Raw genomic sequence first — 15,216 nt, 5'->3', positions numbered from 1 at the left:
TCAATGCAGAGTGGCTACAATACAGGGCTCCCCCACCCAGGCTTGAATGATGATCACGATCTACCACAACCCCCGATGCTCGAAGTCCCGCGAGACGCTTGCGTTGGTCGAGTCGCTGAATACTGCCGGCACGCCGTTGACCGTCGTCGAGTACCTGAAGACGCCGCCGACAGTCGAGGAACTGGAAACGCTGCATCAGCAGCTCGGCCGGCCGGTCCGCGACATGCTGCGCGACGGCGAGGAGCCGTACAAGACGCTGAATCTTGCCCGCGCGGATCTGACCGACGCCGAAGCCTACGCGGCGATCGTCGCTCATCCGATCCTGCTGCAGCGCCCCATCGTCGTGTATCGCGGCAAGGCGGCTATCGGTCGACCGCCCGAGTCCGTGAAGGCGTTGTTCGAATAATTCTTGTCCGGCGTATTTTTCTTATTGCATCGATGCGGCCCAGCCCGGCACGCGCAACGGCATCCAGGCCGACGCAACGTCCAGGCCGCCCGCTAGCCGTCACCGGAACGATACGCCGACGTCGCGGCGCCTCGGGCGTGAACACGCCCTAACCGCCACCGGCCGGCCCGTCATCATCATCCGGCTCCCGCCCCGCCGCCGCTTTCGCGGCGGTCCGCAACAGCGCGATCTGCCCGCGATAGGCGCGGCATCCGCTGCAGGTCGGCAGATGCACACGCACCCGCAGGCGCTCGTGCAGTGTCAGAGGCCGGTCGAGCGCATCCGACAGCAGTCGTGTCACGTCAGTACATTTCCCCGGCAGCATCTTCGGTCGTCAGTCCTTTTTCGCTCAGGCAGGTTCGCAGGCGCGTGCGTGCCCGGTACAGCAGCACGCTGCAATGATTCGTCGTCAGCGTCAATTCGCTGCAGATGTCCGGAATCTCGACGTCGAGAAATTCGCGCATCATGAACACGCGTCCGATCTGCTCCGGCAGATGGTCGAGGCACACCTGGAACAGCATCCAGAACTGTTGCTGCTGCAACAGCGTCTCGGGTTTCGGCCACGGTCGCGGTTTCGCATGCGCGGCCCAGTGCCCGTTGTCCTTGAACAGTTCGCGATCGAGCACGGATTCGCCGTCGAGCTCCGCATCGAGCGCGGTCAGGCTCACCATCCGCTGCCGCGCGCGCAGCACGTCGATCAGCTTGTTGCGCAGGATGGCGAACACCCACGTCTTGTGGGCCGATAGCCCCGCGAACTCGCCGGCATGCGACCACGCGGCGGCCAGCGCCTCCTGCACGGCGTCTTCGGCCGCGTCGGCATCGCGAAGCTGGAGTCGTGCGAAGCGCAGCAGATCATGCCGCAGTTGTGCGAGATAGGCGGGGTCGTCGTATGCGGACGGCATGTGTGGGTTGTCGTGTTTCGAAGCGATCGCGCATGCGTCACGGAACGGGCGCATCGCGGTGCGAGCAGCTTACTGGTTGCGGTGCCGGCCTGCAACGCCATGTTCGGTCGCGATTTCATGAAGCCGGCCGCCGCGCTGCGCTATGCTTGCCGAACCTCTCGTCTCGCATGTCGAAGACGCCGCGCGGCGGGCAAATTGTAACGTCGGAACATAACGCTCGAGTTATCCACAATTTCTGTGGAAAACCTTGTGGAAAGTCGGCCGGACGGCCCCGTCGGACGGCTCGCGGGCTGGCTTGCCTATAAACAGACCTTTGTCGCCCATTCGGAAGCAATCGCTCCGATTCCTCACTTACCGGAAGGAGAATGCCATGTCCTATCGAATTGCGGTCGTCGTCGGCAGCCTGCGCAGCGCTTCGACGAACCGTGCGCTCGCGCACGCCGTGATCTCGCTCGCCCCCGCCGATTTTTCGTTCGAGTTCGTCGAGATCGGCGAACTGCCGCTGTACAGCCAGGACTACGACGCGAATTTCCCGGAAGTCGCGAAGCGCTTCAAGCAGTCGATCGAAGCCGCCGACGCGTTGCTGTTCGTCACGCCCGAGTACAACCGGTCGATTCCGGGCGTGCTGAAGAATGCGCTCGACTGGGGCTCGCGACCGTGGGGTTCCAATTCGTGGTCGGGCAAGCCGGGCGCGGTGCTCGGCACGTCGCCGGGCGCGACGGGCACCGCACTCGCGCAGCAGCACCTGCGCAACGTGCTCGCGTACCTCGACGTGAAGACGCTCGGTCAGCCCGAGATGTTCATCAAGCACGATCCGGCGCGCATCGACGACCAGGGGCAGATCGTCAGCGAGGACACGCGCAAGTTCCTGCAGGGCTTCGTCGATCGCTACGCGGGCTGGGTGCGCCTGCTGAAATCGGCGTGATGTCGTTGGCCTGATCGCCGCCGCGCCCGTTCACGCAGTCGCGCCGGCGCCGGCCCGCACGCGGCCGGTCACGCGCCGGCGTGTCGTGCGTCGCGCGCTTCGCGGATGCCCAGCAGGATCTCGTCGAGCAGCGCGATATCGAACGGCTTCGACAGCACGCGGACGTTGACGGTGCGCGTGCGGTCGAGCTCCTCCGCATAGCCCGTGACGAGAATCACGGGCAGCTTCCCCGGCCGCTTCTCGACCGCTTCGGCCAGGTCGATGCCGTTCATGCGGCCCGGCATGTGGATGTCCGAAATCACGAGGTCGAACGCGTCGTTCGCCGCGGCGCCCTCGATCAGGCGCAACGCGTCGTCGGCGGTGGGCGCATAGGTCACGCGATGACCGAGCAGCGACAGCAGCGCTTCGGTGCCGGCCGCGACTTCGCCGTTGTCCTCGACGAGCAGCACGTGCAGGCCGGCGAGCGTGCCGTTCCCCGCATCGTGCGCGCCGGCCGCCGGCCGTGCGACGACGTCCTCGGCGCGCGCGCGCGGCAGGTACAGACGCACCGACGTACCGGCGCCGACCGCGCTGTCGATCGTCGCGAGGCCGCCCGAGCGTTCGCAGAACGCGAATACCTGCGGCAGGCCGAGCCCCGTCCCCATTCCCTGCGCCTTCGTCGTGAACAGCGGTTCGAATGCGCGGGCGAGCACGTCGGGCGCCATGCCCGAACCCGTGTCGTCCAGCGAGATCTGCACGAACTCGCCCGTCAGCGGGAAGCCGTCCTCGCGGCGCAGCGTGACGTTGCGCGCACCGACCGTGAAGCGTCCGCCGGTCGTCATCGCATCGCGCGCGTTGACCGCGAGGTTGATCACCGCGAGCTCGAGCTCCGCGACATCGACGCGAATCGGCCAGACGCCCGGCTCGATCGCGACGACCAGCGACGACTTCGACCCGAGCGATGTCTTCAGCAGTTCGCGGCACGTGCCGAGCCATTGCCCGATGTCGATCGTCTCGTTGTGCAGCGGCTGCTTGCGCGCGACGCCGAGCAGTTGGCGCGTGAGCGACTGCCCGTTCTTCAGCGCGCGTTCGATCGCGCCGAGCTCCTTGTCGAGATGCTGGACGCCGCGCCGCCGCGCGATCTGCACGTTGCTGGAGATGATCATCAGCAGGTTGTTGAAGTCGTGCGCGACGCTGCCGACGAGATTGCCGAGCGCCTGCATCTTGCGCGACTGCCGGTACGCCGATTCGATCGAGCGCCGCATCGACGCTTCGGCCTGCCAGCGGTCCCACGCCTCCTCTTCCGCCTTCAGACGCTTGAGCGACAGCCAGATCACGGACCACAGCGCGACCGACGGCGCGAACATCGAGATGAACAGCACGCTCAGGTGTTCGTACCATTCATGCCAGATCGCCGACGTGCGGTATGCGCAGGTCACGAAGACCGGGTAGCTGCCGACCTGGCGATACGCGACGATCTCGCTGCTCGCACCGTCGTGGCGCACGCGCACGACGCCCGCGCGCGGATCGTTGTGCGCATTGCCGAACGTGACCGAGCGATCGGTGTGCGCGAGCGACGGCGGCGGCGGATACGACGCGATCACCGCGCCGTCCGAGCGCGCGAGCGCCATCGTCATCGGCGTGCTCGCGCCGCCGAGCAGGTCGCGGTAGAACGCGTTGAAATACGACGACTTCAGTGCGATCGACACCATGCCGGCGAACGAACCGTCGCTATGGCGTCGCGCGACGCCCGTGTTGAATACGGGAATGTTCTCGAGCTTGAGCGGCCCCATCATCAGCCGCGAGATGTGTTCGATGACCTTGCCGTCGCGGATGCCGGCGAAGTCGTCGCGGTTCGCGATCGACGCGTACGGCGCCGGATAGTAGAGGCTGTTGGCGAGCAGCATTCCGCTCGCGCCGAAGATCGACACGGCGGCCACCTGCGGATAGCCGCCGCCGATCGTGTTCAGCGCTTCGTGGATGTCGGATTCCCTGCTGCGCACGGCTGCGTCGTCCATGTCCTGCACGAGGTCGACGATGCGCGCATCGAGCGTTTCGCTCAGGTCGAACACCTTGAGCGCATGCTCCTCGGCGACGCGCACGGTGCGCATCGTCACGTCGCTCGCCGCGGCCTCGCGCGCCTTCAGGTCGTTGTACGCCATCACCGCCACGTAGATGCACGGCAGCACGATCGCCGCGACGAGCAGCACGATCAGCGTCACGCGGCGTACCGCGAAATCGTGCTCGGGCGCGCCGGACGCGTAGCTGCCGTCGTCCTGCCAGTCATCGGCGGGAGCGGGGGCGGGAGCGCGGGAGTCGGCAGGCCGTTCGGACGTCATCGAGGAAAGCGGGTGAAGCGGAGGTGTCTGCCATCATAAACGAGTTGCGGCGGCCCGCCGCGCGGCGCCGTACGGGCGCAATCCTGTCGTATGTGACAGAGGTAAACCGTCAGATTGAAAACGCGACGAATCCGGCAGCGCAAACGTACACAAGGAAAAATTTTGCGTGCTTATCTCGAAAATGGTCGCGCCTGTTTTCGGAATGGCGCGCGATCGGATCGATTCTGTTCGAAATGGTGAATATGGCGAGTTGCATCGCCTCCGGTTTACTCCGAGAATCGCGCCTTGCTTTCCCTATGACAGATACATGCGCCCGCCGGCGATTGCCGCGCGGTGCGTCGCGCGCACCTGGCGTCGCGGCGCCCCGTGCGCGGCCGCAAGGCGGTTGCCCGCGCCCGAAACGCATGGCACCTAAAGAAGTGCGCCGCGCGGTCGTTAACGCGAGAGAGACCATTCCGTATACCGCATCGCCCCATGCCTTTGCCGATTGTAATTGCCGACGATTCGCTGCTCGCTCGCAAACTGCTGACAAAGGCGCTGCCGGGGGATTGGGACGTTGACGTCGCGTATGCAGCGAATGGTCGCGAGGCCTTGGCGCTCTATCGTGACGGCAAAGCTTCCGTGATGTTTCTGGACCTGACGATGCCCGACATGAGCGGATATCAGGTCCTGGAAACACTGCGCCACGAAGATCTGAACACGTTCGTGATCGTGGTATCCGCCGATATCCAGCCGCAGGCGCAAGCACGCGTGCGTGAATTGGGCGCGATCGCATTCGTTGCCAAGCCCGTGACGTCGGAGGCATTGCTGCCCATTCTCAAGGAGTATGGGTTGTATGCCTGAATCGGTGTTCACGGCGGAGCAACGCGACGCGTTGCAGGAGATCGCCAACCTTGCAATGGGCCGCGCCGCCGCGCGGCTGGCGTTGCTGCTCGGACATTTCATCGAGCTGTCGGTGCCGCGCGTGCGCGTCGTGAAAGCGGCCGACGCGAGCGACGCGCTGCGCGAGATGACAGGCATTCACGACAACGTGACCGCCGTGCGCCAGGGCTTCCGTTCCGACATCAAGGGCGAGGCGATCGTGCTGTGCCGCACGGCGGGTGTCGCGCGGCTCATGTCGGTCGTCGACCGCACGTTCGGCGACGGCGTGTACGGCGGGATGGCGACGCCGGACGAGCTCGTGTTCGACGTCGCGAACGTGCTGATGGGCGCCTGCGTCGCGTCGATCCTCGACGAACTCGGCCGCAAGCCCGTGTTCTTTCCGCCGGGGCTGCTCGGCGCGAACGTGTCGTTCGACGACGTCTTCCAGCCGAACGAACTGGGGTGGAGCGTCGCGCTGCTGCTCGAGGTGAACTTCGGGCTCGAGGACCACACGTTCCGCGCGCATTTCGTGATGCTGATGGCCGAGGATTCGATCCGGCTGATGGGCGACGCGCTCGACGCGTTGCTGTCCGCGCTATGACGGCCGCCGCCCCGTCGCTGAGCGACCTCGTGATCGAGCGGGTCGGCTTCGGCCTGTTCGTGCTCGACCGTTCGATGACCGTCCTGATGTGGAATCGCTTCATGCAGGACCACAGCGGCATTCCCGCCGCCGACGTGATCGGCCGCAACCTGTTCGACCGCTTTCCGGATCTGCCGCGCGCATGGCTGTCGCGCAAGCTCGAGAGCGTGTTCCAGCTCGGCAGCTTCGCGTTCAGCTCGTGGGAGCAGCGGCCCTACCTGTTCCGCTTCGAGCACGACCGGCCGATCACGGGCGGCGTCGACTACATGCAGCAGGACTGCACGTTCATGCCGCTCACGCGCGGCCGCGACGTCGAGGCCGTATGCGTGACGATCTCGGACGTCACGCATGTGAGCGTGATGCAACGGGAGCGCGAGGAAGCGGTCGCGAAGCTGCGCGAACACGCGAATCTCGACGGGCTGACCGGCATCGCGAACCGGCGCTTTTTCGAGGTGCGGCTCGGTGACGAATTCGCGCGCTGGCAGCGCTACGGCGGCGACCTGTCGGTGCTGCTGTTCGACCTCGATCACTTCAAGACGATCAACGACCGCTTCGGGCATGCGGTGGGCGACGCCGTGCTGCGCGAGACGGCGCGCCGCGTCGCGTCGATCGTGCGCGCGCAGGATACGTTCGGCCGCTTCGGCGGCGAGGAATTCGCGCTGCTGCTGCCGTGCACGAATCTCGACGAGGCGATGCGGGTGGCCGACAAGGTGCGCGAGGCGATCGGCAGCGTGCCGGTCGACGCCGAGGGCGTCAGCGTGCCGGTCACGGCGAGCGTCGGCGGCGCGTGCGCGAAAGCCGGCGCGTCGACCTGCGACGTGCTCGTGAACGAGGCCGACGCCGCGCTCTATCGCGCGAAGCGGCTCGGGCGCGATCGGTCGGTCGCGTACGCCGACTGACCGCGCCCGCCCCGCTCAGCTTTTCGCGATGTCGGCGAGCACGCCGGCCAGCACGGCCGGCTGCGACACGAACGGCGAGTGACTGCTGTCGAGCTGGTGCACGTGGGTCGGGTTGCCGGGCGCGAACGCGTCGGCTTCGTCGATGAAGCGCTGCTGCAGCGCGGGCAGGATCACGCGATCGGCCAGGCACTTGACGTAGTGACGGTCGATCGCGCCCCAGCGTGCGGCAGTCGTCGGGATCGCGGTCGCGAACGGCGCGGCCGGCACGTCGCAACTCATCAGGTTCGCGACCGCATCGAAGTCGGCCTGCGGCACGTCTTCGTACAGCGCGCGCTTCATCAATTCGCGATACGCGGCATCGCCGCTGTGCGGATCGATGCGCAGCGCGCCGGCCACGCGCGGGCTCGCGAGCATCAGCGGGCCGAGCAGCTCGCCGTTGTTTTCCGGGGCGCGCACGTAGTCGAGGCCCGGCACGCCCGACGCGGGCATGAAGGCCGCCAGATAGACGATCTTCGCGATCTTCTCCGGCGCGCGTTCGGCGGCCGCCGTGATCGCGAGGCCGCCCATGCTGTGCCCGACCAGCACGACCTTGCCGCGGCCGAGCGCGTACGCGTCGTCGACGGCCTGCATCACCTGCGTCGCGTAGTCGTCGAGCGTCGTGTTCGCGACCGGCGACGGCTCGGCGCCGAACGCGTCCTTGTCGAGCGGCCGCGCGAGATACGACGCGGGAAAGCGTGCATGGATGCCGTGCGCGGGCAGGTCGCGCGCGATCGACAGGTAGCCGCGCGCGGCGAGCGCGGCCGCCACGTGGGCATAGCACCACGCGCCATGCCATGCGCCGTGCACGAGCACGAAAACGGGATGATCGGACTGCGGGGTGGCGGTGTCGTTCGTCTCCATGGTGTCCGTGTTTTTTCGAGAAAGGTGTTCATCTTAGACGAAGCCGCGCGCCGCCCGGCATGAACGCCGGGCCCGAGCCAGCGCCGGTTCGCACCGGCCGTCGCGATACAGGCCATTTGTCTCGTACAGGCCACATTTCGTCCTGATCTGATTTGAATTTGCGCCGAAGCGCGCTAATTTGTCGGTTTGCCTGCGATTGCACCCCATGAACGTCGACTACCTCTTCTATCGGAAGCCGGACAAACCCGGCCCCTATTCGCTCGACGACCTGGGCGACATCGCGCCGCCGATCGGCCCAGGTGAACTCGTGCGCGCGGGCATCGCACGCGTGTTCGAGCAGATCGACTGGCAGGAATCGCCCGACGTGCCCGGCGCGTGGTTCGGCACGGGCGGCGCGGTGTTCCAGTTCACCGCCGAGCCCGACGGGCGCGTGACGAGCTTCATGGGCTCGCGCCTCGAGCGCCGCTCGATGCTGCAGCTCACGCGTGAAATGGGGCTCATCGCGCTCGACCTGCAGCGCGACATCGTCTACGGCTGACGCGCCGCGCGGCATCCCTTCGCGAAGGCCGGCTGCACCGCCCTCGCGGCGGTGCTCGACACCCCGCCAGACCTGGCGCGTGTCCGCCATCGACCTTCAAAGATTGCTATACTTTCGGCCAATTCCGGCTTCCGGCCGGTAATTTGTGCCTGTCTGCGTCGATCGTTCGCATATCTCGCTCGCATTCGACGCCCTGACCATCCCAGCCGGGCATGGCTTCTTCAATCGCCCCGCGTGGGTGTCTCCGTGGAGCTCGTCTTGGCCGTTTCCCATTCCGTCGTGGACGAACAAGAAACCGACGCCGCTGCCGTCACATCGGGCAGTTCTTTTTATCTGGCGATGCGCATCCTGCCGGCCGCGCAGCGCGATGCGATGTTCCAGGTCTACGCGTTTTGCCGCGCGGTCGACGATATCGCCGACAGCGACCTGCCGCGCGCCGAGCGCAACGCGGGCCTCGATCGCTGGCGCGCGGACATCGACGCATGCTTCGCCGGCCGCCCGCCGCGCCACCTGGCCGCGCTCGATCGCGAGATCCGCGCGTTCAACCTGCAGCGCGCCGATTTCCACGCGATGATCGACGGGATGGCGATGGACGCGGTGGAAGACATCTGCGCGCCCGACGAGCCGACGCTCGACCTCTTCTGCGATCGCGTGGCGAGCGCGGCCGGCCGGCTGTCGGTGAGGATTTTCGGGATGCCGGAAGCCGAAGGGATCACGCTGTCGCACCACCTCGGCCGTGCGCTGCAACTGACGAACATCCTGCGCGACATCGACGACGACGCGGCGATCAACCGCTGCTACCTGCCGCGCGAGCTGCTCGCGCGCGAAGGCATCGCGATCACCGATCCGGCGACGATCGTGCGCGATCCGGCGTTGCCGCGCGTGTGTGCAACGCTCGTCGAGCGCGCGCTCGAGCACTTCCGCCAGGCCGACGCGGTGATGGACACCTGTCCGCGTGCGCAGGTGAAGGCGCCGCGCATCATGTCGGGCGCGTATCGCTGCATTCTCGACGCCGCGATCGCACGCGGCTTTGCCGCGCCGCGCGCACCGCTGCGCAAGCCGAAGGCGCGCATGCTGATGATCGCCGCGCGCTACGCGCTGTTCTGAGTCGACCGACGCGATGCCCAGAACCGTCCACGTGATCGGCGCAGGACTCGCGGGCCTGTCGGCCGCGGTCGAGCTGCAACGTCGCGGGCGGCGCATCGTGCTGCACGACGCGCATGCGCACGCGGGCGGCCGCTGCCGCTCGTGGTTCGACGGGACGCTGAACACGACGCTCGACAGCGGGCTGCACACGGTTTTCGCGGGGCAGCCCGCGACGCAGCGCTACCTGCGCGCGATCGGCGCGGCGGATCAGCTCGCGGGGCCCGCGCTGGCGGAATTCCCGGTCATGGACATCGCGTCGCAGCAGCGCTGGACGCTACGCTTCGGCAACGGCCGTTGGCCGTCGTGGCTGTTCGATGCCGCGTCGCGCGCGCCGGGCACGACGCCGTTCGACTACCTCGCGCTGGCTCCGCTCGCGTTCGCCCGCACGGGCCGCTCGCTTGCGCAGACGATGCGATGCGACGGCGTGCTGTGGGATCGCTGGCTGCGACCGTTTTTCCTCGGGGTGCTGAATATCGAGCCGCGCCACGCGAGCGCCGAGCTCGCGCGCGCCGCGCTGTGCGGCACGTTCGCCGCGGGCGGCCCCGGCTGCCGTCCGCTCGTCGCGCGCCGCGGGCTCGGCAGCGCGTTCGTCGAACCGGCGCTGCGGATGCTGCAGTACGGCGGCGCGCAGATCCGCCTGAATTCGCGGCTCGATGCGTTCGAATTCGGCGCGCACGGCAATGCGGTCGACGCGGTGTCGGTCGGCGGCGAGCGCATCGATCTCGCGCCGGGCGACGCGGTCGTGCTGGCCGTGCCGCCCGAGGTCGCGCAGCCGCTCGTGCCCGAACTCACCGCGCCCGACACGTTCAGCGCGGTCGTGACCGCGTATTTCGCGGTCGAATCGTCGGCCGGCAATCCGTTGCAGACGACCGTCGTCAACGGCGTCGTCGACGCGGTGCGTACCGGCGACGGCCAGCTCGTGGCGACGATCCGCGATGCGGGGCGCTGGCTCGACTTGCCGCGCGACACGCTCGCGCGGCGCATCTGGGAAGACGTCGCGCGCGTGACCGGCGCGAACCCGCAAGCCATTCCCGCGTGGCAGCTCGTCGTCGAGCCGCGCGCGGGCTTTGCGGCGGTGCCGTCGCAGGAAATGCAACGTCCGGCCGTGCGTACGCGCTGGACCAATCTTGTACTCGCGGGCGACTGGATTGCCACCGGCTTGCCCGCCACGATCGAGGGCGCGATCCGTTCCGGCCAGCTGGCCGCGGACGTGCTCCAGACGCAATAAACAGAGGGACCGATGAACGATCTCACCGAAATGGCTACCCTGTCCGCCGGCGCCGTGCCGGCCGGCGTCGACGCGGCTGTCGCGCGTGCGACCGACGCGCTGCTCGCCGCGCAGCAACCGGACGGACACTGGGTCTACGAACTCGAAGCGGATTCGACGATTCCCGCCGAATACGTGCTGCTCGTCCACTATCTGGGCGAGACGCCGAACCTCGAGCTCGAACAGAAGATCGGCAAGTATCTGCGCCGCATCCAGCAGGCCGACGGCGGCTGGCCGCTGTTCACCGACGGCGCGCCGAACATCAGCGCGAGCGTGAAGGCGTATTTCGCGCTGAAGGTGATCGGCGACGACGAGAATGCCGAGCACATGCAGCGCGCGCGCCGCGCGATCCATGCGATGGGTGGCGCCGAGATGTCGAACGTGTTCACGCGCATCCAGCTCGCGCTGTACGGTGCGATCCCGTGGCGCGCGGTGCCGATGATGCCGGTCGAGATCATGCTGCTGCCGCAGTGGTTCCCGTTCCACCTGTCGAAGGTGTCGTACTGGGCGCGCACCGTGATCGTGCCGCTGCTCGTGCTGAACGCGAAGCGTCCGCTCGCGAAGAACCCGCGCGGCGTGCGCATCGACGAGCTGTTCATCGACCCGCCCGTCAACGCCGGGCTGCTGCCGCGCCAGGGTCACCAGAGCCCGGGCTGGTTCGCGTTCTTCCGCGTGGTCGACCATGCGTTGCGCGCGGTCGACGGCCTGTTCCCGAGCTATACGCGCGAACGCGCGATCCGTCAGGCCGTGTCGTTCGTCGACGAGCGCCTGAACGGCGAGGACGGCCTCGGCGCGATCTATCCGGCGATGGCCAACGCGGTGATGATGTACGACGTGCTCGGTTACGCGGAAGATCATCCGAACCGCGCGCTCGCGCGCAAGTCGGTCGAGAAGCTGCTCGTCGTGCACGACGACGAAGCGTATTGCCAGCCGTGCCTGTCGCCGGTATGGGATACGTCGCTCGTCGCGCATGCGTTGCTCGAGACCGGCGACGCGCGTGCGCAGGCAGCCGTGCTGCGCGGCCTCGAATGGCTGCGTCCGCTGCAGATCCTCGACGTGCGCGGCGACTGGATCTCGCGCCGCCCGAACGTGCGGCCCGGCGGCTGGGCGTTCCAGTACGCGAACGCGCACTACCCGGACGTCGACGATACGGCCGTGGTCGTGATGGCGATGGATCGCGCGCAGAAGCTCACGCAGTCGGACACGTATCGCGAATCGATGGCGCGTGCGCGCGAATGGGTCGTCGGCATGCAAAGCAGCGACGGCGGCTGGGGCGCGTTCGAACCGGAAAACACGCAGTACTACCTGAACAACATCCCGTTCTCCGATCACGGCGCGCTGCTCGATCCGCCGACGGCCGACGTGTCGGGCCGCTGCCTGTCGATGCTGTCGCAGCTCGGCGAGACGCCGCTGAACAGCGAGCCGGCGCGCCGTGCGCTCGACTACATGCTCAAGGAGCAGGAGCCGGACGGTAGCTGGTACGGCCGCTGGGGGATGAACTACGTGTACGGCACGTGGACCGCACTGTGCTCGCTGAACGCGGCCGGCCTGACGCCGGACGATCCGCGCATGAAGCGCGGGGCGCAGTGGCTGCTGTCGATCCAGAACAAGGACGGCGGCTGGGGCGAGGACGGCGACAGCTACAAGCTGAACTACCGCGGCTACGAGCAGGCGCCGAGCACGGCGTCGCAGACGGCCTGGGCGCTGCTCGGCCTGATGGCGGCCGGCGAAGTGAACAACCCGGCCGTTGCGCGCGGCGTCGACTACCTGGTCGCTCAGCAGAACGAAGAGGGCCTGTGGGACGAGACGCGCTTCACGGCGACGGGCTTCCCGCGCGTGTTCTACCTGCGCTACCACGGCTATCGCAAGTTCTTCCCGCTGTGGGCGCTCGCGCGCTACCGCAACCTGAAGCGCGCCAATGCGACGCGCGTGACGGTCGGGATGTAACGCGTGCCGACGACGCAGCACAACGGCACGTTGCCCGTCATCGCGGTTACCGGGATGGCGTTCGAGGCGCGCATCGCGCGCGGTGAAGGCGTCGAGGCCGTGTTCGCCGCGCGGGCCGACCGGCTCGAGCGCGCGCTGACCGAAGCGACCGCGCGCGGTTGCGCGGGCATCGTGAGCTTCGGCACGGCGGGCGGGCTCGCGCCCGACCTGACGCCTGGCGCGCTCGTGATCGCGAACGCGATCGACGGGCCGTTCGGCCGCGTGGAGACCGATGCGGGCTGGAGCACGCGGCTCGTCGCCGCGCTGCACGACACGCCGGTGTGGGCGCGCGTCACGCGCGGCACGATCGCGGCCGTCGGTGCGCCGGTCGTCAGCGAACAGGACAAGGCGTCGCTGCATCATGCGAAGGGTGCACTGGCCGTCGACATGGAGTCGCACATCGCCGCCGCGTTCGCGGCCGCGCGCGGCGTGCCGTTCGCGGTGTGCCGCGCGATCGTCGATCCGGCGTGGCGCACGCTGCCGCGTGCGGCGACGGCCGGCCTGCGCGACGACGGCAGCACGGCGATCCTGCCGATCCTGCGCGAACTGCTGAAGCAGCCGTCGCAGCTCGGCCCCTTGCTGCAGGTCGCCAGCGACGCGCGTGCGGCGCGCACGACGCTGATCCAGGCGCGCCACGCGTTCGAGCGGGCAGGCGCGATGCGGATCGTCTGAGCGGCGTTCGCCGCGCTTTACTTCTTTCTTCCCCATTCGATCGCGCGGAACCGACGCGCTGTCGTTGCCGCGCCGCAGCCGCGAGCGCATGAAGTCGGCGCGCGCCTGCACCGGCATGGCAGCCGCAGCGGAGTGGGTGTCTCCGGAACAGCCGTCCGTATGAGATTCCCGAATCTCGAACGGGAATCGCGCGGGCATCGTACGCAGAGTGTGTTCGCGCTTGTGCGTCGGTATGGTGGGCACTATTTGCCATTGTGTAACCCGTCGGCGCTCAACCATCCGATATCCCGTCGCTCATCGGCAGTCAATACCCCGGTGAGCTTCCTTTGCTCCAGGTTCATCCCGGTATAAGCGCGTGCCCACGGACTCATTCCGGTGGGCTGTGCGTCGACGCAATTGGATCCTGCTTTTCGATTTTGTCTGATTGACGCGTCGGGCCCCATCTTTCATCGTTCGAATTGATTTGGTTTTCTTATTTACCGAGCGAGAGAGGCGAATGGCGCAAGACATTTTCTTGAAGCTGGCGGGCATAGCGGGCGAATCGCTCGATGCAGATCACTCGAATGAAATTGAAGTGCTGACGTGGGATTGGTCGGTGAGTCAGCAATCCAATATGCATATGGGAAGTGGTGGCGGAGCAGGCAGAAGTATCGTCGACGACCTGACTTTCGAGCACTACATCGACCGTGCCACACCGAATCTTATCCAGTGCTGCCTGACAGGAAGGCATATTGAGCGTGCGGTGCTGGTTATGCGCAAAGCCGGCGGTACGCCGCTCGGATACCTCAGGGTCACGATGGAGGACGTACTTGTTACCAAGGTTAGTCAGGTTAGTACCACCAATATGAGAATTCCGCGCGAGGCGGTTCGACTATCCTTCTCCCAAGTGAGACAGGAATATCTGGTTCAGAACTCGCGGGGAGGAAATGGCGGAACGGTGAGCATGGGCTACGACATCAAGGCCAACATGACTATTTAACGACAGGGGGCGCAATGCTGTTTATTTCAAAACAAGGCCATGTCGATGCGGAGCGCATCGAGGTCAGGATTTTTTCGACAATTGAGCGAAGCGCGATGGCAAAGGTGAATGGAATCGTTGTTCACCAAACTGACGGGACCACGGCTGATAGTACGTTTAATAGCTATGCAGCAAGTGGGGCAAATGGAGCGCACTTCCTGATAGACAAGAGTGGAGCCATATATCAAACCGCTTCAGTGTACAAGAGAACCAACCATGTCGGGTTGCTCAAATCTCGGTGTCTTATGGAAAGAAAGTGTAGTCCATCCGAATTTAAAAGGGTGTCTGGCATGGCAGGGAAATATGCAAAATTATCGGGGGTGGAGTATGGGAATGGTTTTCCGGATAGGTATCCGGGAAATGCGGACTCTATTGGGATAGAAATCGTCGGTCGAATGGATAGAGAAACGAAAATATACGAAGTGGTAAATGACAGGCAAAATGATTCATTGAGGTGGCTCGTAAAGGAGCTTTGCGAAACATTGGGAATATCTTTTTCCGAGATATACAGGCATCCTGAGGTGTCGTACAAGAGGGAAACTGAAGCGGGAACTGCAAAATGGGATTGATGTGTAGGTATTTTTTTCTTGTATGTATTTTCTTGTTCTGTTCCTCGTCGCAGGCGAGAGGGGTGAGGGATATCGAGATTCTCGAATCCGGGAAGAGCAGAGAGGCTGATGCGTTGGAGGTCTGTAAGAG

At 66.1% G+C, this 15,216-nt stretch carries 16 protein-coding genes; 12 read left to right on the top strand and 4 right to left on the bottom strand.

Translation table 11 applies throughout. From position 1 onward, the window contains the following. The first annotated feature begins 49 nt into the window (after positions 1-49). On the top strand, positions 50-406 hold the full coding sequence (gene arsC / locus CFB52_RS28515; protein WP_059644600.1) for an arsenate reductase (glutaredoxin): 357 nt from the start codon (positions 50-52) through the stop codon (positions 404-406). Positions 407-554: 148 nt separating this feature from the next. Here arsC and CFB52_RS28510 read toward each other — a convergent pair whose 3' ends face one another. Both CFB52_RS28510 and CFB52_RS28505 read right to left on the bottom strand, forming a co-directional pair. Beyond that, entirely contained in the window at positions 555-770 is a 216-nt protein-coding gene (locus tag CFB52_RS28510) for a zf-HC2 domain-containing protein (RefSeq protein WP_089465883.1), read from the bottom strand. After that, a complete protein-coding gene (locus tag CFB52_RS28505; protein ID WP_059581479.1) occupies positions 748-1,347 on the bottom strand; it encodes an RNA polymerase factor sigma-70 in 600 nt (199 codons plus the stop codon). The genes CFB52_RS28510 and CFB52_RS28505 overlap by 23 nt, the downstream gene beginning before the upstream one ends. A gap of 370 nt (positions 1,348-1,717) precedes the next feature. Here CFB52_RS28505 and CFB52_RS28500 point away from each other — a divergent pair, with 370 nt between their 5' ends. Continuing rightward, positions 1,718-2,272, top strand: a complete 555-nt coding sequence (locus CFB52_RS28500) for an NADPH-dependent FMN reductase (protein ID WP_059581481.1) — start codon at positions 1,718-1,720, stop codon at positions 2,270-2,272. Positions 2,273-2,340: 68 nt separating this feature from the next. Here the strand turns inward: CFB52_RS28500 and CFB52_RS28495 are convergent, their stop codons facing one another. After that, on the bottom strand, positions 2,341-4,590 hold the full coding sequence (locus tag CFB52_RS28495; protein ID WP_059644560.1) for a hybrid sensor histidine kinase/response regulator: 2,250 nt from the start codon (positions 4,588-4,590) through the stop codon (positions 2,341-2,343). Between the two features lie 474 nt (positions 4,591-5,064). Between CFB52_RS28495 and CFB52_RS28485 the strand changes: the two genes are divergently transcribed. The 3 genes from CFB52_RS28485 to CFB52_RS28475 are packed head-to-tail and all read left to right on the top strand — an operon-like array spanning position 5,065 to position 6,990. Next, positions 5,065-5,433, top strand: coding sequence for a response regulator (locus CFB52_RS28485; RefSeq protein ID WP_011548759.1), 369 nt, complete (start codon positions 5,065-5,067; stop codon positions 5,431-5,433). Then, positions 5,426-6,052 (top strand): chemotaxis protein CheC, encoded by a 627-nt coding sequence (locus tag CFB52_RS28480; RefSeq protein WP_059581485.1) that lies wholly within the window; start codon positions 5,426-5,428, stop codon positions 6,050-6,052. Before CFB52_RS28485 ends, CFB52_RS28480 begins: the two co-directional genes overlap by 8 nt. Continuing rightward, the gene (locus CFB52_RS28475; RefSeq protein ID WP_059581488.1) at positions 6,049-6,990 is read left to right on the top strand and encodes a GGDEF domain-containing protein; all 942 of its coding nucleotides are present in this window, start codon (positions 6,049-6,051) and stop codon (positions 6,988-6,990) included. The genes CFB52_RS28480 and CFB52_RS28475 overlap by 4 nt, the downstream gene beginning before the upstream one ends. 15 nt (positions 6,991-7,005) lie before the next feature. On the opposite strand, the gene CFB52_RS28470 is transcribed toward CFB52_RS28475, so the two are convergent. Then, complete coding sequence (locus tag CFB52_RS28470; RefSeq protein ID WP_059581492.1) at positions 7,006-7,890, bottom strand: alpha/beta fold hydrolase; 885 nt, start codon at positions 7,888-7,890, stop codon at positions 7,006-7,008. Between the two features lie 205 nt (positions 7,891-8,095). On the opposite strand from CFB52_RS28470, the gene CFB52_RS28465 reads away from it, so the two are divergent. The 7 genes from CFB52_RS28465 to CFB52_RS28430 all read left to right on the top strand — a co-directional run bounded on the left by CFB52_RS28465 (position 8,096) and on the right by CFB52_RS28430 (position 15,086). After that, positions 8,096-8,428, top strand: coding sequence for a hypothetical protein (locus CFB52_RS28465; protein WP_059581495.1), 333 nt, complete (start codon positions 8,096-8,098; stop codon positions 8,426-8,428). Positions 8,429-8,686: 258 nt separating this feature from the next. After that, positions 8,687-9,535, top strand: coding sequence for a presqualene diphosphate synthase HpnD (gene hpnD / locus CFB52_RS28455; protein WP_059581498.1), 849 nt, complete (start codon positions 8,687-8,689; stop codon positions 9,533-9,535). Positions 9,536-9,548: 13 nt separating this feature from the next. Then, on the top strand, positions 9,549-10,802 hold the full coding sequence (hpnE, locus tag CFB52_RS28450; RefSeq protein WP_099318094.1) for a hydroxysqualene dehydroxylase HpnE: 1,254 nt from the start codon (positions 9,549-9,551) through the stop codon (positions 10,800-10,802). A gap of 12 nt (positions 10,803-10,814) precedes the next feature. Beyond that, positions 10,815-12,788, top strand: a complete 1,974-nt coding sequence (shc, locus tag CFB52_RS28445) for a squalene--hopene cyclase (RefSeq protein ID WP_060317681.1) — start codon at positions 10,815-10,817, stop codon at positions 12,786-12,788. Positions 12,789-12,842: 54 nt separating this feature from the next. Further along, positions 12,843-13,499, top strand: coding sequence for a phosphorylase (locus CFB52_RS28440; RefSeq protein WP_059581508.1), 657 nt, complete (start codon positions 12,843-12,845; stop codon positions 13,497-13,499). Between the two features lie 496 nt (positions 13,500-13,995). Continuing rightward, on the top strand, positions 13,996-14,478 hold the full coding sequence (locus tag CFB52_RS28435; protein ID WP_060011158.1) for a type VI secretion system tube protein Hcp: 483 nt from the start codon (positions 13,996-13,998) through the stop codon (positions 14,476-14,478). 14 nt (positions 14,479-14,492) lie between these two features. Continuing rightward, on the top strand, positions 14,493-15,086 hold the full coding sequence (locus CFB52_RS28430) for a peptidoglycan recognition family protein (RefSeq protein ID WP_099318093.1): 594 nt from the start codon (positions 14,493-14,495) through the stop codon (positions 15,084-15,086). The last annotated feature ends 130 nt before the right edge of the window (positions 15,087-15,216 follow it).

The sequence above is a fragment of the Burkholderia sp. AU18528 genome, from assembly GCF_002223215.2.
In the GTDB taxonomy this organism is placed as follows: domain Bacteria; phylum Pseudomonadota; class Gammaproteobacteria; order Burkholderiales; family Burkholderiaceae; genus Burkholderia; species Burkholderia semiarida.
This window is presented reverse-complemented; position numbering and strand designations above follow the sequence as displayed.